The sequence below is a fragment of the Bacillus timonensis genome, assembly GCF_004799755.1.
In the GTDB taxonomy this organism is placed as follows: domain Bacteria; phylum Bacillota; class Bacilli; order Bacillales; family Bacillaceae_L; genus Ferdinandcohnia; species Ferdinandcohnia timonensis_A.
Genome location: NZ_SLUB01000016.1, coordinates 1 through 18,283 on the forward strand (window position 1 = coordinate 1; position 18,283 = coordinate 18,283).

At 37.9% G+C, this 18,283-nt stretch carries 20 protein-coding genes and 1 riboswitch; of the genes, 14 read left to right on the top strand and 6 right to left on the bottom strand.

Going from position 1 to position 18,283, the window contains the following annotated elements:
* Positions 1–405 (top strand): transposase (locus E1I69_RS10730; RefSeq protein ID WP_136379611.1); only part of this gene is annotated, 405 nt, incomplete at its 5' end.
* A 161-nt stretch (positions 406–566) separates the two neighbouring features.
* Here the strand turns inward: E1I69_RS10730 and E1I69_RS10735 are convergent.
* Both E1I69_RS10735 and E1I69_RS10740 read right to left on the bottom strand, forming a co-directional pair.
* Entirely contained in the window at positions 567–929 is a 363-nt protein-coding gene (locus tag E1I69_RS10735) for a GIY-YIG nuclease family protein (protein ID WP_136379612.1), read from the bottom strand.
* Between the two features lie 57 nt (positions 930–986).
* Entirely contained in the window at positions 987–1,742 is a 756-nt protein-coding gene (locus tag E1I69_RS10740; protein ID WP_136379613.1) for a DUF2087 domain-containing protein, read from the bottom strand.
* Between the two features lie 266 nt (positions 1,743–2,008).
* Between E1I69_RS10740 and E1I69_RS10745 the strand changes: the two genes are divergently transcribed.
* From E1I69_RS10745 to E1I69_RS10795, 11 genes are all read left to right on the top strand, one after another.
* Positions 2,009–2,206 (top strand): hypothetical protein, encoded by a 198-nt coding sequence (locus E1I69_RS10745; protein WP_136379614.1) that lies wholly within the window; start codon positions 2,009–2,011, stop codon positions 2,204–2,206.
* Positions 2,207–2,453: 247 nt separating this feature from the next.
* Complete coding sequence (gene wrbA / locus E1I69_RS10750; protein WP_136379615.1) at positions 2,454–3,065, top strand: NAD(P)H:quinone oxidoreductase; 612 nt, start codon at positions 2,454–2,456, stop codon at positions 3,063–3,065.
* 144 nt (positions 3,066–3,209) lie between these two features.
* Positions 3,210–4,352, top strand: coding sequence for an SH3 domain-containing protein (locus E1I69_RS10755; protein ID WP_242634577.1), 1,143 nt, complete (start codon positions 3,210–3,212; stop codon positions 4,350–4,352).
* 136 nt (positions 4,353–4,488) lie between these two features.
* Complete coding sequence (locus tag E1I69_RS10760) at positions 4,489–5,010, top strand: hemerythrin domain-containing protein (protein WP_136379616.1); 522 nt, start codon at positions 4,489–4,491, stop codon at positions 5,008–5,010.
* Between the two features lie 155 nt (positions 5,011–5,165).
* Positions 5,166–5,266, top strand: a riboswitch (SAM riboswitch).
* A gap of 133 nt (positions 5,267–5,399) precedes the next feature.
* Positions 5,400–5,573: a YezD family protein gene (locus E1I69_RS10765; RefSeq protein WP_136379617.1), complete on the top strand. Its 174-nt coding sequence runs from the start codon at positions 5,400–5,402 to the stop codon at positions 5,571–5,573.
* Between the two features lie 164 nt (positions 5,574–5,737).
* A complete protein-coding gene (gene ssuE / locus E1I69_RS10770) occupies positions 5,738–6,289 on the top strand; it encodes an NADPH-dependent FMN reductase (RefSeq protein WP_136379618.1) in 552 nt (183 codons plus the stop codon).
* Between the two features lie 21 nt (positions 6,290–6,310).
* Entirely contained in the window at positions 6,311–7,696 is a 1,386-nt protein-coding gene (locus E1I69_RS10775) for an LLM class flavin-dependent oxidoreductase (protein WP_136379619.1), read from the top strand.
* Positions 7,697–7,840: 144 nt separating this feature from the next.
* Positions 7,841–8,866 carry a methionine ABC transporter ATP-binding protein gene (locus E1I69_RS10780; protein ID WP_136379620.1) on the top strand — a complete coding sequence of 342 codons (1,026 nt, stop codon included), beginning with the start codon at positions 7,841–7,843 and terminating at the stop codon, positions 8,864–8,866.
* Positions 8,856–9,518 (top strand): methionine ABC transporter permease, encoded by a 663-nt coding sequence (locus E1I69_RS10785; protein WP_136379621.1) that lies wholly within the window; start codon positions 8,856–8,858, stop codon positions 9,516–9,518. Before E1I69_RS10780 ends, E1I69_RS10785 begins: the two co-directional genes overlap by 11 nt.
* A 27-nt stretch (positions 9,519–9,545) precedes the next feature.
* Positions 9,546–10,421, top strand: a complete 876-nt coding sequence (locus E1I69_RS10790; RefSeq protein WP_136379622.1) for a MetQ/NlpA family ABC transporter substrate-binding protein — start codon at positions 9,546–9,548, stop codon at positions 10,419–10,421.
* 153 nt (positions 10,422–10,574) lie between these two features.
* Complete coding sequence (locus tag E1I69_RS10795) at positions 10,575–11,393, top strand: alpha/beta fold hydrolase (RefSeq protein ID WP_136379623.1); 819 nt, start codon at positions 10,575–10,577, stop codon at positions 11,391–11,393.
* A gap of 212 nt (positions 11,394–11,605) precedes the next feature.
* Here E1I69_RS10795 and E1I69_RS10800 read toward each other — a convergent pair whose 3' ends face one another.
* A complete protein-coding gene (locus E1I69_RS10800; protein WP_136379624.1) occupies positions 11,606–12,655 on the bottom strand; it encodes a 2,3-butanediol dehydrogenase in 1,050 nt (349 codons plus the stop codon).
* Positions 12,656–13,016: 361 nt separating this feature from the next.
* On the opposite strand from E1I69_RS10800, the gene E1I69_RS10805 reads away from it, so the two are divergent.
* Together E1I69_RS10805 and E1I69_RS10810 are read left to right on the top strand one after the other, a co-directional pair.
* Positions 13,017–13,397, top strand: a complete 381-nt coding sequence (locus E1I69_RS10805) for a hypothetical protein (RefSeq protein WP_136379625.1) — start codon at positions 13,017–13,019, stop codon at positions 13,395–13,397.
* Between the two features lie 304 nt (positions 13,398–13,701).
* Positions 13,702–14,319: an Ltp family lipoprotein gene (locus tag E1I69_RS10810; protein ID WP_242634579.1), complete on the top strand. Its 618-nt coding sequence runs from the start codon at positions 13,702–13,704 to the stop codon at positions 14,317–14,319.
* Between the two features lie 153 nt (positions 14,320–14,472).
* On the opposite strand, the gene E1I69_RS10815 is transcribed toward E1I69_RS10810, so the two are convergent.
* The 3 genes from E1I69_RS10815 to E1I69_RS10825 form a co-directional block, all read right to left on the bottom strand.
* Positions 14,473–16,119, bottom strand: a complete 1,647-nt coding sequence (locus tag E1I69_RS10815; RefSeq protein ID WP_136379627.1) for a hypothetical protein — start codon at positions 16,117–16,119, stop codon at positions 14,473–14,475.
* 1 nt (position 16,120) lies between these two features.
* The gene (locus E1I69_RS10820; RefSeq protein ID WP_136379628.1) at positions 16,121–16,900 is read right to left on the bottom strand and encodes an ABC transporter ATP-binding protein; all 780 of its coding nucleotides are present in this window, start codon (positions 16,898–16,900) and stop codon (positions 16,121–16,123) included.
* Between the two features lie 122 nt (positions 16,901–17,022).
* Positions 17,023–18,108, bottom strand: coding sequence for a GntR family transcriptional regulator (locus E1I69_RS10825; RefSeq protein ID WP_136379629.1), 1,086 nt, complete (start codon positions 18,106–18,108; stop codon positions 17,023–17,025).
* Positions 18,109–18,283 lie beyond the last annotated feature (175 nt).

Here is an 18,283-nt window from a genome sequence, read left to right on the forward strand (position 1 = left end):
CGATGGGATTTATCCGCATCTGAGATTGCAGAAATTTATAAAAATCGGTGGATTATTGAATTATTTTTTAAATGGATAAAGCAATCACTACGATTCGTCAAAGTCTGGAGTACAAAACCGCAAGGAATTTGGAACCAAATGTTTATAGCGATGATCGCTTATATTTTAACGCTCATTGTTAAACTAAAGACCAAATCAAAGAAAAGCCAGAAGTTTATTCTTACAAATATTCGAGTGTATTTCGATAAAACATGGGAAAAGTTTATCTCTGCATTAGAATATAAACCAGTAAAGACATCAAAAGGAAGACAAAAGGTTCCAGATAAACCGACGAAAGAAATATTCTACGGAAGTGTTGCGCTAATTGGTGAGAAAAAGAAACGTATTAAAAGGAAAATAAAGTAAAGTAAATACCAAAAAATGGGAACAAACAACAATTTTATCCATGATTGTTGTTTTAGCTCCCAAGCGAAAAAACTAACTGTAAATATATTACTTTTTATCAAAATAAATGCAATTATGCAAAGCTAGTGGGACAGGTTCACTGTCCCACTGACCCAGTATAATTAACGGGTCTTTTTCTTGTTGTATCCCCGTTCTTCATAGGGTTGAATCTGATTAATCCATTTATTCTCAAGTTCTGATAAGGCTTCTTTTTCATTAAAATAGGGGTCATCTTTCTTTTTTAGTGTTTCTAAAATATCAATACTGAATGCACTGGCTCCGTAATGCTTCCAGTCTTCTTGTAGTTCCTTGTTCATAGGTGAAGCTGTGCCTGCCTCTAAACTGAATTTTAAACCGTTTAAAGTTTTAAAATTTCTGGTGCTACCGATAAATACTTTTCCAGTTTGCGTGTTTTTTATCTGAAAAACACCGGCCTCGATAGGTGTTTCTTTGTATTGTTGTTTCAATTCTTTCTTGCGATCCATTTTATATTCTCCCTTTCAATGGGTATTTTACGAGTATTCACTTACTGCTGTGTTCCGCTATTTTTTCAGCCAGTATTGACTTCCATCCGTCTTTCTTCCTAAAAATCCATAACTAATTAAGTATCTTCGAATGAGGACATAATCATCATAAATGTCTTCTAAAATCTGATTGATTTCTTTTTCTGTGTAAATTATATCTTTTTCAAATCGCCCAGAGATTTCCCGAAGGATAATTAGTCTTTGTTTTTCTTTTGGGGGAAATTTCTTTAACCTCCCATTTTTCCCTTCCGTTAGAAACTTTTTGATAATTTCTTTTTGTTCCTCATCCGTAACGGCATAGCGATCATCAAGCATTGTTGCTGTTTTATGAGGTGGAACAAAGGCAGGTGCATGCTGATCTTTCTCTTTTAAAAGTTCCATTATGGCTAAAAAGGTCTTTGCTTGACGTTCTTTCTCTTTCAACGCAAACCGATGGTGCCTAATAGTAGAAGTGCTGCCTATACCCATCTCAGACTGTACATCTTTATCACTTTTGCCCTGATAAAAAAGGCGAATCAACTGATTTTGATGATCGGTTAGCCCTGTCAGTTTTTTATCAAGTCCAATTAAATAATCAAATACGGATTGGTGGGAACCTTCAATATGAACACGCATATACCTTTCTGCCTCATATAAAAATCCTTCATGTGGGTAAATGATTCCTTTTTCGATCTTCTCTCCGCATAAAAGACAAGTATAAGAATCTGACTCTTCCAAATATCCCTGTTTAAGTTCTTCCAACGTTGCATTCCAAAAACCATCTGAAATATCCATTGTTTAAACACATCCATTAAAAGTTTGTAGTAAAACAAATATATTATAATTTTGTTTATTAATCAACAAACATTTTTGTTTCATGTTTGTTTCTTGAAGTGTAGGAGGTTTTACATGAATAGAGTAAGAGCAGAAGGGTATGTTTTGGACGAATTGGGCAAATGAGGAAACAAACATACGGTAATTATGTGATTATTTTGAGCAAACTATCGTTTAAGGGAAGTGTGAGATTCAAAAGGCATTTCCTACACGAGGAGGTGGGATAATTGGCTGACAACAAACGAAATCGCGATGATATTAATACTGGCGAGGCACTTGGAACGGGTGCCGGTGCAACTGCAGGAGCAGTGGTGGGATCTGTGTTGGGACCACTAGGTACAGTTGCGGGTGCTATTGCTGGTGGGGCACTGGGCAACAAGGCTGGCGAAGGTGCTGAAGAGGCTGTGGATCAAGAAGAAAAGTAAAGGTTTCACTATACTTAATTTGAAAAAGGCTCCCAGATGGGGGGCTTTTCTTTTCTGTTAGAAAGGCAAAGATGCAGGGGACACAGGGACAGGTACTGCGTCCCAGTCTTTTTACCAAATAACTTTTGGGACAATGAACCTGTCCCTCTGTCCCGCATATAAAACAAATTATAAGAAATAATAGGTTAGGTAAGATATTGGGATTTACTCTACCACTTAAAAATCATTGATAAAGGAGAATGTAAAATTGTCAAATGTTAAATTAGCCGTTATTTTTTACAGTATGGGCGGCACAAATTATCAGTTATCAAAATGGGCAGAAGAAGGAGCTAAAGAAGCAGGGGCGGAAGTTAAAGTATTAAAGGTCCAGGAATTAGCTCCAGAGTCTGTCATCCAGGGAAATGAAGTATGGAAAGCAACAGTTGAAGCAACGAAGGACGTTCCAGTGGTCACATCAGAAGATATTGAATGGGCAGACGCCATTATCTTCAGTGTTCCTACCCGTTTTGGAAACATGCCTTCACAAATGAAGCAGTTTCTTGATACGCAAGGTGGCCTTTGGGCTAGTGGAAAAACGATTAATAAAGTTGTAAGTGCAATGACGTCTGCTCAAAATCCGCATGGTGGACAAGAAGCGACAATCCTTTCGTTATACACCAGTATGATGCATTGGGGAGCGATTATTGCTGCACCTGGTTATACTGATCCAGTATTGTTTGGAGCTGGTGGAAATCCATACGGAACAAGTGTGACAGTCGGTCAAGATGGAAAAATGATTGAAGACGTACAAGCGGCAGTAAAACATCAAGCAAAACGTACGGTTACTGTTGCAGAATGGGTAAAAAAAGCAAATCAATAAATGATGAATTTGAGACCTTGAATTGCGGTATAGTCGGGGTCTCTTTTTTTTGTGGGTTGATGTGGGTAAAATTTACAATTCCTCTAGTTTTATTTTCGTAATATAATTATTTGAGCAGTTTTTCATTAGGGGGATATTTTCAGCATGAAGAAGAAAAAATGGCTAGTCGGAATTTTAACAACATTGATAATGGCTGTAATCATAATTGCCGTTACAATTGATATAGGTGGCGACGATACTGTTGAAACTTTTTTAAAAGAAGAAACAATAACGAAGGCTACAATAGCAAGCGAAATAGATAAGGAAATGAAAGAGGACAAGACAGTTAGGCAGGAAGCGTTACACGAAGATATTCAAAAAGAAAATGAGATAAAAGTTGAAACACAAAAGACTGAGAAGGCGACTTCTACTACTCTAGGAAAGCCCGTCACTAAATATGTTACCGTAGGTTCTTTAAACGTGCGTAGCGGGGCAGGTACGAATTATCCAGTTGTTATGGCTGTTACGCAAGGCCAATCCCTTTTCGTTAGTGAGGTTACAGATTCTTGGAGTAAAGTGAAAATGAATGATAAAACAGGCTGGGTGTATAGTGAATATTTGTCCGATTCGAAACCTGTTGTTGAAAAAAGCGTTGTGGCAGCACCACCAGCCCCAGCTCCAAAACCTGTAACACAGCCTGAAATAAGTGGGAATATTGCTGATACATTAAAAACGGTTAATGGAAATAAACAGCTTATTCTTGTAACGGCGAATGGATACAATACCAATCGGGCAACGATTCAAGCGTTTGAGAAGGATGCAAATGGAAAATGGAATCCGATTTTAAGCACGACTGGCTATATCGGAAAAAATGGCTTTACAACAAACAAAAAAGAAGGCGATGGTAAATCGCCGGTAGGCAAATATACGATCGGAACTGCTTTTGGTCAAAAAGGTAATCCAGGAACGAAATTATCTTTCCGAAACATTACAAATGATGATGTATGGGTCGATGATCCGGAATCCCCACTTTACAACTCCTGGCAATCAAGAAGCGCAACCCAAGGACAGTGGAAAAGTGCAGAGGATATGATGCATCGTCTATATACCTATGGATTTGTGATCAATTACAATACAGAGAGAACTCCCTATAAAGGAAGTGCGATATTCTTCCATGTTGGCAGTGGGTATACGTTGGGGTGTACTGCAACATCGGAAGCAAATGTGATCAAACTTTTGAAATGGTTGGATCCAGCAAAAAATCCTGTTATCGTTCAGACGCCGGCACAAGAACTGAATAAATATTAGACTGGTACAGATAAGGCCTGACACCTGGGACAATGTACCTGTCCCTCTGTCCCGCCGTGATTCCTGTCACTAAATTATTTTTTGATGTAGCGTATGCTATAAGAAAAGGCATCATGCACTGTAGTGAAGGAGGATAATGGCTAATATGATAATAGGAGACCCCAATATTGAATTAAGTGCTCCACTTCAACAATTAAAAGATGAGCATACGTTTTTGCGGGCAGACATGGATCGTTTCTATGAAATTGCGGAAGAAATAGAGTTTGAGTCCGGCCCTGAAGTGCTGGAACTGTTTTGGGATTTATTTGAATTGGTCTCGGCTTTCAATGACAAACTATCCGTCCATTCGAAGCGAGAGGATGAAGGCTTATTCCCGTTAATAGATCAGCACCTTGGAGAAAATGACACAACCATCGAGACGATGGAATATGAGCATCAGAAGGCAGAACAGCATCTACAGGATTTTTTAAATGAGACTGCTGCAGTGAGAGAAAAAATGGATGAATACCATGCGCAAACCATTACAGTTTACGCAGTACAAGCTTATGCAACCTTAACACAGCACTTTGCAAAGGAAGAAAATATGTTGTTTCCATTAGCAGAGAAAATATTGTCAGTTGAAGAAATGGATGAGCTCGCGCGGATGTTTCGGGATTAAAAAAATAGTATTCAGAAATACCCAAACTCACACTCGCAACTAAGACTAAGTAACTAAAAGTTTCCTCTTTTAAAAATTTTTGGATAAAGTGATTGACAGATAGTAAAATTCCGTGTAATTTTATATCAACAAACAACAACTTAATTACGAATTGATTCTTATCCAGAGAGGTGGAGGGACTGGCCCGACGATACCTCGGCAACAGACATTTTGTACTGTGCCAATTCCAGCAAGCGCTAAGCTTGAAAGATAAGAAGAGTGTATTTGAACTATGCATGTATGCCCTCTTCTTGTTAGAAGAGGGTTTTTATTTTGGCAAAATGAACAATTGTCTTACTGGTAAACCAGCGGCAATGGCTTAATACACATCTTTTACAAGGAGGAGTGACATGGCAAAACTTGATGAATCCAAAGTGAACCATATTTTATCAACCTTGGAGAACCTGGAATTTGGATCTGTTGTGATTACCGTCCACAATGGAGAAATCACCCAAATTGATGCGACGGAAAAAAAGCGTTTTTCCCTACAAAAATCAATCCAAAACCAAACAACGAAAAAATAATAAGCCGATTAGACGACTAAAGGCATCTTTATTTTCAAAGCGTCCACTTTTGACGTTTTGGATAAAGATGCCTTTTTCTATTCCTTTTTTCAGTGGAAGGGGGAGGTTGATGTTCCAAAACTCATAAGAAATGATTTCAATAAAAATGCGAAAGGATGATTAAGATGAGTGAAATCGTTATTTTATCAGGAAGTCCTTCAGAAAGTTCTAGAACGGATTTGGTTCTACAGTTTGTAGGAAAAAAGCTTAAACATGAAGGTTTTTCAATCACACATGTATCCGTGAGAGATATTCCTTCTGATGACATATTCAATCTGAAGTTTGATAGTCCAGCCCTTAAGGAGCTCACTTCACTAATCCAAGGGGCAGAAGGTGTGATTGTAGGATCCCCCGTTTACAAGGCTGCGTACACAGGAGTTCTGAAGGCTGTGCTAGATTTACTTCCACAAGATGTGTTAGCAAGAAAAACCGTTTTACCAATTATGACAGGCGGAAGCCCAGCACATCTCCTTGCGATTGACTTTAGTCTCAAACCTTTATTGGCTGCATTAAAGGGGCAAAGCTTACAGGGGGTGTACTTCCAAGATTGTCAAATTGATAAAACACAAGCGGTCAATCCCATTATCGATGTAAATGTTTTAGAAAGATTGAAAAAGGAGCTGTACTACTTTATTGAATCAGTTAATCAGAGTAAAGATTTTGCCATAAAAAATTAATTTTAAAAGGAGCTAACAAAAATGACAAAGAAAAGAATTTATTTAAATGCATTTGATATGAACTGTGTGGGGCATCAATCTCCAGGACTATGGACACATCCTGAGGATCAATCCCATCGCTATAAAGATAGCGAGTATTGGATAGAACTAGCGAAGCTTTTAGAAAAAGGTAGATTCGATGCTATTTTTCTAGCAGATGTATTAGGTCCATATGATGTATACCAAGGCTCTCGAGATGCTGCTATCCGTCAAGGGACCCAAACCCCTGTTAACGACCCATCACTAGTAGTGCCATTAATGTCAGCAGTGACAAAGCATTTAGGATTTGGAGTCACGGCATCTGTTACACATGAGCATCCTTATACATTTGCTCGCAGAATGTCGACACTGGATCATATAACAAAAGGGCGTGTCGGCTGGAATATTGTCACTTCTTATTTAAAAAGCGCCGCGGTGAATATGGGATTGGAAGACCAAATTAAACATGATGAGCGCTACGATATTGCCGAGGAATATTTACAAGTTTGCTATAAATTATGGGAAGGCAGCTGGGAGGATGATGCCGTATTAGCAGATAAAGAGAATCGGATTTTCGCTGACCCGAGTAAGGTTCATGATATCAACCATGAAGGTAAATATTTTAAAGTTCCAGGTGCACATCTGTGTGAACCTTCTCCACAAAGAACGCCGGTACTCTATCAGGCTGGAACTTCAACAAAGGGGCGCGCTTTTGCTGGTAAAAATGCAGAGCTCATCTTTATCGGAGCACCTACAAGATACGTGGCGAAGCAGTCAGTTAAGAAGTTACGTGAAGAAGCTAAAAAGGCAGGTAGATCACCTGAGGAAATTAAAATACTGACCATGATTACTCCGATAGTTGGCAGAACGGAAGAAGAAGCTTTTGAAAAATACAATGAGTATAAAAAATATATAAGTTATGAAGGTGCACTAGCACTACTTGGGGGATGGACTGGAATTGACTTTTCAGAATATGCTCCAGATGAAAATCTTCGTTTTGTAAAAAATGAGGCGATTCATTCTGCAGTTGAAAACCTTACAAAGATTGACCCGGATAAAAAATGGACTGTAAATGAAATCAAAAATTATACGGGAATTGGCGGAATGGGACCTGTTACTGTTGGAAGCCCAGAACAAGTTGCAGATGATTTGGAGAGTTGGGTGGAAGAGACAGGAATTGATGGATTTAACATTGCCTATGCGATTACTCCTGGTACCTTTAAAGATTTCATCGAACTTGTTGTGCCCATATTACAAGAAAGAGGTCTAGTTCGAAAGGAATATGAAGGTGGAACATTAAGGGATAGTCTATTTGGCAAGGGAAGCCAGCTATCAGAACACCATCCCGGAAAACAGTACGGAAAACTAAGTATTTTAGCAACAACATAACAAACATCTAGGAATGTTCATTTTTCTGCCAAGAAGTATCATTTGAAACAATTGCCGATTAGACGACTAAAGGCATCTATCATGCTGATAATTAGAAAAATTATCAGAGGGTAGATGTCTTTTTTAGATAAAGGGGGAGTACCATTGATAAAGTTTGATAAAGTAAATAAAGTTTTCGGAACGGCCGAGAGGAAGGTTCAAGCTGTCAAAGATGTCTCTTTAACAATCCATAAAGGAGAAATCTTTGGAATTATAGGTTTTAGTGGTGCCGGGAAAAGCACATTGCTTAGAATGGTGAATTTATTAGAACGCCCAACCTCTGGAAGGATCATTATCAATGATAAAGAAATCAGTACTATTTCCAAAACAGATTTAAGGAAACTGAGAAGTCGAATCGGGATGGTTTTTCAGTCTTTTAATCTGTTATCTTCGCGAAATGTTGAAGGTAATATTGCTTATCCTTTAAAGCTAGCAAAGGTCCCAAAGGCTGAAAGAGACAGGCGGGTGAAAGAACTACTGCAATTTGTTGGGTTGGAGGACAAAGCCGCTAAATATCCAGAGCAATTATCAGGTGGCCAAAAACAACGAGTAGGGATTGCAAGAGCACTTGCAACATCGCCTGATATTTTAATATGTGATGAAGCAACCTCTGCATTGGATCCAGAAACAACCGAAGAAATCCTGAATTTATTAAGAAAGGTAAATAAGGAGTATAATATCACAATTTTGTTAATTACACATGAAATGCATGTGATTCGAAGTATCTGTAGCCGAGTTGCTGTAATGGAGGGGGGAAAGGTGATTGAGCAAGGTAATGTATACGACCTCTTTTCAAATCCAAAATCAAGAATGACTAAAACCTTCATTAGTTCTATTTTGAATGACCAACTTTCTCATAGATTGTATGAACAGCTGCAAAAAGAACATACTGGAAATTTCTATCGATTAATATTTACGGGAAATGTATCAAGTAGACCAGTTATCTCTCAAATATCCAAAAAATACAATCTGGATTTTAATATTATGTATGGTAGCATTCATGAAATTCAGGATCAACTGTTTGGTAATCTCATTGTAGAACTAATAGGATTAGATTCGGTTGTAAAAAAAGCGGTAGCTGAGCTAAAAGAAATAGTAGAAGTGAGTGAGGTGCTAGTCAATGAAGGTTGATTGGACCACATTTTGGCCAAAAATAGTAGTAGCTCTGGGTGAAACCATTTCGATGGTGCTCCTTACTTTGGTTATCGCAAGTATCGTTGGGCTTGCTGTTGGACTATTATTCTTTGTTACACGAGAAGGGAATATTTTAGAAAACAAAATTGTTTTTACGATCTTAAATATATTAGTTAACGTAATTAGGCCTATTCCATTTATTATTTTACTTGTGGCCGTTAGTCCAATGACGCGTGCTTTAGTAGGGACAACGGTTGGAACCGCTGCTGCGGTATTTCCAATGAGTATTGCTGCATCATTCGCAATCGCGCGGGTTGTTGAAAACAATCTTGTTTCGATAGATCCTGGGGTCATTGAAGCGGCGCAGGCAATGGGGGCTAGTCCAACGAAAATTGTCTTCACCGTCCTGATACCGGAAGCTTTAGGTCCTCTTATTTTGGGACTTACGTTTATTACAGTTGCCCTAATTGACTTTTCGGCTATGGCGGGAACTGTTGGTGGAGGTGGATTAGGGGCAATTGCTATGAGTTATGGATACCAGCGGTTTGATACCACAGTTATGGTGGTCACGATTGTTATTTTAATTATATTAGCCCAGGGGGCACAATTCGTTGGGAATTTTCTATCGCGATTTTTTTTACGACGATAAAAGGGACATTGAAAGGGGATGAAAGGCATGAAAAAACGATTATACTTTTTATTTTATATGATTATTGCTTTGAATATCATTACAGCTTGTGGAACAAATATCTCTTCAGGTGGAAATAAAGATAGTAATGCAGTCAAGATAGGTGTTTCTAGCACGGATGGACCCGTTTGGGACTTATTGAAAGAAAAAGCAAAGGCAGAAGGAATTGATATAGAAATAGTAGAGATAGTAGATTGGCAATTGCCGAATGATGCTTTAGTCAACGGTGAAATCGATATGAATGCCTTTCAGCATTTGGCATTTTTGAGTCAATATAATGTACAAAGAGGTGCGAATCTTGTCCCGATAGGCTCTACATTTATTGGACCTAAAGCGCTATTCTCTGAAAAATACGATAAAATTTCTGAAATACCAAATGGTGCAAGTGTTGCCATTTCTAATGACCCCGCCAATATGGGGCTAGATTTAAAGCTGCTTGAATCAGCAGGTTTGATTGAATTGAAGGATGGGGTTGGTATTTTTGGAACGCCAGAAGATATTACAAAAAATCCAAAACAATTAAAAATGAATGAGATGGATGCTCAGCAAACACCACGAACCTTGCAAGATGTTGCACTTGCAGCGATATATATTAGTATAGCTGGTAGGGCAGGAATTGATATGGAGAATATTTTGTATGAAAATGATCCACTTAGTATGGATGGATTACCATATGCGAATGTATTTGCGGTACGATCTGAGGACACGGAAAATAAAACCTATAAAAAGATTGCATCGCTCATTCAAGACCCGGAAATAAAACAGGCCTATAGTGATGATACAGGAGGCTTAGGAGAAATTATTGACGTTCCACTGGACGATCTTCAAAAAACCCTGGATAGGTTAACCGGACAGAAAAAGTAAATCTAGAAAACTTCTTACTTTCAATTATATAGTAGTGAAAAAGTTAAGATAAGCCTTCGAAATCAATGGAGGCTTTTTTGACTTAAGTTAGGAGGAATGCAGTACCAACATGTTGAATATAGTGTGTAAAAGCCAAATGAAGGGGGAGCGATGATGAGTTTTATCGAAGGAAAATATATTGAAGTTGATTCAGGGGTAGAATTATTCGTTCAAGATGTAGGGGAAGGGGAGCCTATTGTTTTCATCCCGGGTTTTACATTTACAGCTGAGGTTTTTTCAAAGCAAATAGACTATTTTTCAAAAACGAACAGAGTCATCGTGATTGATCCAAGAAGTCACGGAAGATCGACTATCACTCTTCATGGAAATGATTATGTCACACACGGTTCTGATTTAGCTTCTGTTCTCCACACGTTAGAGGTAAAAAATGCAACTCTTGTTGGTTGGTCATTTGGGTGTTTTACAGTTTGGGAGTACGTGAAGCAGAATGGCTTTGATCGTATTAAATCCTTAGTACTTGTTGATATGCCACCCAAATCCTTATCTGTCAATGATGACTGGGTCGAAGGAAAGCTAGATGATATTGCAGGCATTTACAATGCTTATTTACGAAATCCAGCAGGACATCGTGAGTTCATAACCAGCTATATTACTCAAGTCATGGTGCAAAGAGAACTTGAGAGAGAAGAATTAACCTGGCTAGTAGAGCAATCATTAAAAACGCCATATTACATCGCAGGTAATTTGTTTGCATCAGGTATGTTTTCTGATTATCGTGAGGAAGCAAAAAAGGCAAGTAAAGCTGTCCCTACTTTAACGATTGTCGCAGAGCACTGGGCTGATATTGCCAAAAGGTCCACAAACCAACTGACTCCCGAATCTCAAGTGAAGGTCCTTGGAGGACATATGATGTTTTGGGAGCATAATGAAAAATTTAATGAAATGGTCAAAGCCTTTTTGAATGAAAATTAGGTAACAAAGGAGCCACAGGGACGGTTCCTGTGGCTCCGTTCAACTGCATTGTACACGGGCGCTCTTCATCAGTTCACTCATAACTCCTAAGCCTATCATACTCTATAAAAGAGAGGGATGAAAGGAAGCGAAACATGTTGGAAGCTTTATAAGGTCTAAAAGACTGAGCCAATAGTCATTGGTCCATGATCTATTGGCTCATTCATCACAACTTATTCAGCTTTCACTAGGATTTTAATGTGATTTCTTTCTTTAAGAAGACCTTCGAATCCTTCAGTGACGACATCATCAAGTGTTATACGTTTTGTTACTAGTTTTTCAGCTGGAAAATATCCTTTTGCCATTAGGCTAATAACGGCTGGGAATACATCTCGATATCCGATAATGCCTGTTACTGTACGCTCTTTCATCACGATATTTTGGGGATGGATAGAAGCCTCTGTTTCAAAAATGCTGACAATCATGGTTTCACCGTTGAATTTTGTAGAGTTGATGGCTTGGACTAAGACAGGTGGCACACCTGTAACTTCATAAGCTACATCGACTCCGCCACTTGAAAGTTGTTGAATTTGCTCTACGACATCACCGTTATGTGGATTTATGCCAATTGCCCCTAGTTCTTCAGCTTTTTGTCTTCGTTGCTCCGAAAGCTCGACTGCATAGATTTCGGTTGCGCCAGCAGCCTTGAGAGCCTCGATCACTAATAAACCGATTGGACCTGTTCCAAATACTGCAGCTTTATCACCAACCTGTAGCTTGCTTTGTTTCACCGCATGAAGGGCAACAGCTGCTGGTTCAACAAGTGCTCCTTGTTCATAGGATACTGTTTCAGGTAGCTTATGTAACATATGCTCAGGAACCGAAGCGAATTCAGAAAATCCGCCCCCGCCTCCAGAGAGACCATAGAATCCCATTTTATCGCAAAGGTTATATTTCCCTTGTTTACAAGCTTCACATTCCCCACAAGAATAGATTGGCTCAACTGCAACACGGTCACCAACCTGGACTCTAGTTACACCTTCACCAATTTCAACAACTTGGCCTGAGAACTCGTGTCCCATTACAATTGGTGCTTTATCCCCTGTAAGCGGATGTGGTGTTTCAGCCGGAATAAAGATAGGTCCAACTGTATATTCGTGTAAATCACTTCCACAGATTCCACACCACTCTACTTTGAGTTTTACCTCTCCTTTTTTTGCTGTTGGTTCTGCAATTTTTTCTAAACGTAAATCTTTTGCCTTGTACCATCTAAGAGCTTTCATGATCCTCAACCTTTCAAAATAGAATAGTAGATTCTCAAATACAATATCAGCATAGCATTCATTTTAAGAAAAAAATGAAAAGAGTTTTAAAACTTTGTGAACTTTTTCACAAAGTGACCAAAGGGACGGTTCCTGTGGTTCCATTTGGTGGTTTTGTTTTAAATCGGATAAATGAAACATATTAAAATGAAATTACGTCTAAAAATAAAAAAGGGGTGCTCCATGCGTATTTTAGCTCGCGTCGTTCTGTTAGCCTGTTCATTTTTATTTTTAGTAGTAACTAGCGTTTCGGCCACAAGCTGGGCGGAATTAGAGCTACAAGAGGTACTCGAACGTGCAGAAGTAATTGTGATGGGGCAGTATGACTTTTCCAGCAAGCCGAAACGCGGTGAGTCCGTTAACGGTAGGTATTGATCCTTATGATGTAGGTTGGGCAGAGGAATTCCAAGATATGGGTGGCGCTTTTCTTTTGTTTTTAGAAGAAAACGAGAACGGTAAATTACTTCTTCCGGTAGGTGGACCGAATGGCATGATAGAAGTGATTGACGGAAAAGTTGATGAGCGGGATGATGAAAGAAGGACTTTTTTCGAAGAGTTTTTAAACGAAAATCCGACAAAAACATTCGAAATAACAAATGTCGAACAAAATGATAAGCTAAACGTTCCCTTATTTTTAATTGTAGCCGCTATTGTCCTTATATTCATTCTACTATATCTGAAAAAGAGAAAGTCAATCCAATAATCCTCTCCTCATATCGAAAAGTAACGGATTCGAGTTAAAAATAGGAAATAGCCAGCAAACAAACGTTTAGAATTTTTCTAAGCGTTTTTTCCTTTGGGAACAATTCATTTATAGGAGTGATTAATTATGAAAAAGTTCCTAATAATAACGGTATTGAGTTCTCCTGATCGTGAAAAGTGAATATTTCGAATTAAAAAGGAAGATTCTAGTGCAGGAGGGGTATCCACTGTAATAAGTCAAGGAATCCATAAGTGTTCCACTTTTTTAGAAAATAAACTATACAAAGGAGATGATTGCATTGGCTATGTTTATCGGCTTAATCAGTTTTGTAGGAATGATTATATTTCTTATCTTAGGTATTGTTGGGGCAATAAGGAAGTCTAAGAATACTAAGAGGAACTTTATTATAACAGGTGTATGTTTTGTATTGTTTATTGCTGCCCTATCATTAGGCGGTGATTCATCTGAAACTGACCAAGCAGAATCCCCAATAACAGAAACAGAAGAAAATGACGAAGTTGAGCAAGAAGAACCGACAGAAAAGGAAGCAGTACCTGATGTTGAAAAGGAAGAAGAACCAGTAAAAGAAGAACCGGAACAACCTAAAGAAGAAGTGAAAGAAGAACCTCAATTAACAGTTTCACAACAAAATGCAATTCGTCATGCCGAAAACTATATTTCAACAATGCCATTCTCAAAGACAGGTCTCATAGAACAATTAGAATATGAAGGATATTCCACAGAGGATGCCACTTATGCAGTTGATCATATTGACGTAGATTGGAGAGAACAAGCGGTGAAGCATGCCAAAAATTACAATGACACAATGCCAATGTCAAGGCAAGGTTTAATTGACCAATTAATGTTTGAAGGGCACAGCCAAGAGGATGCGACATATGCAGCTGACCAAATAGGACTATAAAAATTAAAGAAGAGGGATATTTTTAAGTTTGCTCTTCGGTTTACAACTGATAAAAATTAAAGCAGAGGCTAATTCCCTCTGCTTTGTAGTATTCTTATTATCCTCAAATACAATTTATCTTTAATGATAACTAAATGTTGGGTTGGTGAATCATTACTCCACTTTTTCCCACGAAACATTGAAAACTTTTCTCCAGAGTAAAGTCAAAATTAGTACCGCTAGGACAAGATAAATATAGAGTCCATATGGGAAAAGCATACTGATGATATGTAGACCTGCAAAGACACCAGCTACTAACATCAGCATAAAAATAATAACTCCATTGCCCGAACTATAAGTTTCAAACGACCTTGAAAAAGGGAGAGACTTTTCCAAAATAGCAAAACAAATAACTGCATAGATCACCGCACTAACAAAGACAAGTATCAGGTCAGGAATAATTCTTACACCATAAATAGGAATATACACGATACAGAGTATGAAAAAAATGGGTACATATAGATTTACAATAAAAGCCTTTATCGTTCCACTAAAAACGGGTTTTAGGTTTTTTAATGGTGTGAGTTTGTAGATCCAAGCTCCTTTATGTGCTCCTGAGTACTTAAGTGTAATGAGGACGGTGGGCATCATCAACAAGCTAAAATAGATATTCAAATAAGATTTGCCTTCTCTAAGAAGGTTAAAAGACTCCCAACTGAAATCATCCATAAATGTGAATAAAAAAATAAAAGGAATCACAATCGAAAATCCTAAAGAAGGATAAACTTTTAACTTAAACTCTCTTTCATTTTTAAGCATGAGACTCGAAAAATGATAGAAAACTCTCTCCTCTTTTGTAGGACAAATTAATTTTCTAAACGCTTCCGCCAGCTTAAGTTGTTTTTTCATCCTTCCTTTATTATGTTGAGAAAGCTTTTGAAGATTTCTCTCAAAAGTAGGAGTTAGCTTAGCGTAGATCCAAATCGAAACAAATGGAACAAGTATACCTAGTCCTGCTAGTAAGAAATAAAATGGTTGCGAACCACCGTTCAAGCCCAGTTCCATAATAACACCGTACCAAATAGGAAAAATAAAGACGTGCCACCATGCTGGTTCAAGGCTAATCGAAAGGTCGACGATTTCAAAGGACCTAATAAGAAGCTGGTAGCCAATCATAATCGAAAAGGACAAGCCAATTTGCACATAATTAATAAGATCTTTGAGTTTTTCTCCATCAAAAAATTGAAGAATGATAAAATATATTAACGCCGTCAAGGCAATAATCAATAAATCTATTAAAATGACATTAAAAAGCGCAATAAGAAAAAACACAATGCCATGTTTAAAAAGACCTGCAACGACTGAAGGGCCTGCTAAGGCAATCGTCATCAAAGATAGATAAATCAAGATATGAGTGAGTTTCGCCGCGCTGATTGTCTTTCGATCAATTGGCTTAGGGTAGAGAATATTTCTGTCGCGAATATCAAGGAGCACTGACGAAAAATCAGAAATCATGGAGGTCATTAAGAAAAAGGTAATCAAACCAAAAACAAGGCTCATCTGAAAAACATAATTTTCCCCCATAATGGTAAAAGGAATTAAAAAGAACCCGAACAAAACATAAATCCACAAGGATAACAGATAATGATTTTTATCTTTTTTCTCCTTTTTATTATTTTGTGAGAAAATGGTCGGGACACGTCGTCGGTCCATCACGAGTTTCGCCTGGAGAATTTTTCGCATCGTTCGATAATCAATCCCAAATCTAGTAAAGCCTTTTTCAAAACGATCCAGTAGCTTTAAAGAAGGAAAGTCCTGCATATCACACCTCACCAACTATCGATACAAAACGTGATGCAAGTTCTGTATGCTCGTTGAATCCGGTCAATTGGTTGAAAATCCCTTCTAAAGACCCTTCCTTATTTTGTACCTTTAATTCCTCAAAGGTTCCATCAGCCACAATTTTCCCATCATGGAGAAGGATGATTCGGCTGCTTATTTTTTCAACAACATCCATGATATGTGAAGAATAAAAAATGGTTTTTCCCTGCTGTGCCAGCTGCGCCATAATCTCTTTGAAAACCATTACACTGTTTGCATCAAGTCCGTTTATCGGTTCATCGAAAAAGAGAAGTTCTGGATTATGTAATAAGCTTGAAATAATCAGGAGCTTTTGTCGCATTCCTTTTGAATAAGAAGCAATTCGAGAATGATACACCTCACCAATTCCAAACAGATCCATTAGGTTTTTAGCTTTATAGTCAGCTAAATCATAGTCGAGACCATATAATTCACCAATAAAAGTGAGGTACTCTTGCCCGGTTAGACTGTCATAGACATCGGCAATTTCTGGCACATACCCAATCTTCCGTTTATATTCCATATTGCCGTCTAAAATACTTTGACCGAAAATCCTTACTTCACCCTGAAAGTATTCTTCAATTCCTAGTATAATTTTTACGGTCGTGCTTTTTCCCGCCCCGTTTGGACCGATATACCCGATGATTTCGCCCTTATTTACTGTTAAGGAAACCCCTTGCAGAACCGACTTATTGCCATACCTTTTTTGTAAATTAGCAATCTCAACAATGGCTCCAGTCATTCCATCAACTCCACAACTATTAGTTTTTTCCTATTTTACCATATTTGGAGAATTGTGGGACGGAGGGACAGGTACAGTGTCCCGCCAAATCTTGGAACCGTAGGGACGGTTCCTGTGTTTTTTTATCTTATATCTTTAACTGTTTCGCCTTCAACTAGTACTGGTTGGTAAGTAGTTTCGTTGGGTAAATCTTTTTTGCCTTGTAGTTTCTTGATGATCCAATCAGCTGCATCGCGTCCCATTTGTTCTTGAGGATGTGTTAATGTTGTCAGTTTGATATTCGCATTTTTTGCAATATAGGAGTTGTCTTGACCAATTATTGATAATTTGTCTGGAATAGGAATATCAAGTTGTCTGCATACATTTGCAACTTCCAACCCTACTTCGTCGTTATAGCAAACAATTGCAGTCAATTCGTTTTTGTTTTTATTTAGAAATTCTTTCAATTTAGTGGATAAGTCCTGCTTGGTCTCCGTGTTGTACGAAAACACATGATCTGGTTGAAGGCGCAGTCTGGCTTCTCCTAGCGCTTTGATATATCCTTTCATTCGATACTTTCCCTGTAAATCATCTGTTTTTGCAATTAGACCAATTTGTGTGTGCCCTTTAGAAATTAGTTCTTGAGTTGCTATGTAGCTAGACTGCACATCATCTAGGCAGAGGTAAGGGACGTCCAATTCTTCATAATAAGCATTGATCATAATGAATGGGACATCTTGCTCCTTGAAAGAAAGGTAGTATGCAATATTAGGATTATAAAGATTGCTCTTAGTTGGTTCAACGATCAAACCATCCACGCCATAGGAAAGCATCATTTCCAAAGCTTTCTTTTCTTGCTCAACGTCATTATTTGTACTAGCTAATAGCAACGAATAACTATCTTCATTCAGTCTCCCTTCAATTCCTCGAATAATGGAAGGGAATATGTAATCAGAAATGTAGGTGGTGATTACACCGATTGTTTTTTTTGTTGAACTACCGTTGGATTTTGACCGAAATTGGTTACTAACATAAGTACCTGATCCCTTTTCACTTCTTAAGTATCCCTCATTTGAAAGTTCTAAAATAGCTTTTCGAACAGTGTGTCGGCTAACATTGTACTTTTCTTGCAAAGTGAATTCAGTTGGGATTTGCTCCCCAACAGTGTAATCTCCGGAAAGAATTTTACTTTTTATATCTTCAATGATGACTTGATATTTTGGTTTCATTTATCTCACTACTTTCAAAAATGTTCGTGCTCAAATTTTCTCTCAACATTAATTTGTATGGACATATTTTATCATGTTTTTAATTTTGATGATACTTTTAAAATGTATTTTAGACAAATTACAGTAAAATCATCAAAGTTCTAGGCGAAGATTAAAGTTTTTTTAAGATTCGACA

What these genes read in the sequence shown, in the direction of transcription:
- E1I69_RS10735 (WP_136379612.1), bottom strand. Translation starts at nt 929, where the DNA reads ATGGATCGCAAGAAAGAATTGAAACAACAATACAAAGAAACACCTATC.
- E1I69_RS10740 (WP_136379613.1), bottom strand. Translation starts at nt 1,742, where the DNA reads ATGGATATTTCAGATGGTTTTTGGAATGCAACGTTGGAAGAACTTAAA.
- E1I69_RS10755 (WP_242634577.1), top strand. Translation starts at nt 3,210, where the DNA reads ATGAAGAAGAAAAAATGGCTAGTCGGAATTTTAACAACATTGATAATG.
- E1I69_RS10760 (WP_136379616.1), top strand. Translation starts at nt 4,489, where the DNA reads ATGGCTAATATGATAATAGGAGACCCCAATATTGAATTAAGTGCTCCA.
- E1I69_RS10765 (WP_136379617.1), top strand. Translation starts at nt 5,400, where the DNA reads ATGGCAAAACTTGATGAATCCAAAGTGAACCATATTTTATCAACCTTG.
- ssuE (WP_136379618.1), top strand. Translation starts at nt 5,738, where the DNA reads ATGAGTGAAATCGTTATTTTATCAGGAAGTCCTTCAGAAAGTTCTAGA.
- E1I69_RS10775 (WP_136379619.1), top strand. Translation starts at nt 6,311, where the DNA reads ATGACAAAGAAAAGAATTTATTTAAATGCATTTGATATGAACTGTGTG.
- E1I69_RS10785 (WP_136379621.1), top strand. Translation starts at nt 8,856, where the DNA reads ATGAAGGTTGATTGGACCACATTTTGGCCAAAAATAGTAGTAGCTCTG.
- E1I69_RS10790 (WP_136379622.1), top strand. Translation starts at nt 9,546, where the DNA reads ATGAAAAAACGATTATACTTTTTATTTTATATGATTATTGCTTTGAAT.
- E1I69_RS10795 (WP_136379623.1), top strand. Translation starts at nt 10,575, where the DNA reads ATGAGTTTTATCGAAGGAAAATATATTGAAGTTGATTCAGGGGTAGAA.
- E1I69_RS10800 (WP_136379624.1), bottom strand. Translation starts at nt 12,655, where the DNA reads ATGAAAGCTCTTAGATGGTACAAGGCAAAAGATTTACGTTTAGAAAAA.
- E1I69_RS10805 (WP_136379625.1), top strand. Translation starts at nt 13,017, where the DNA reads ATGACTTTTCCAGCAAGCCGAAACGCGGTGAGTCCGTTAACGGTAGGT.
- E1I69_RS10810 (WP_242634579.1), top strand. Translation starts at nt 13,702, where the DNA reads ATGTTTATCGGCTTAATCAGTTTTGTAGGAATGATTATATTTCTTATC.
- E1I69_RS10815 (WP_136379627.1), bottom strand. Translation starts at nt 16,119, where the DNA reads ATGCAGGACTTTCCTTCTTTAAAGCTACTGGATCGTTTTGAAAAAGGC.
- E1I69_RS10820 (WP_136379628.1), bottom strand. Translation starts at nt 16,900, where the DNA reads ATGACTGGAGCCATTGTTGAGATTGCTAATTTACAAAAAAGGTATGGC.
- E1I69_RS10825 (WP_136379629.1), bottom strand. Translation starts at nt 18,108, where the DNA reads ATGAAACCAAAATATCAAGTCATCATTGAAGATATAAAAAGTAAAATT.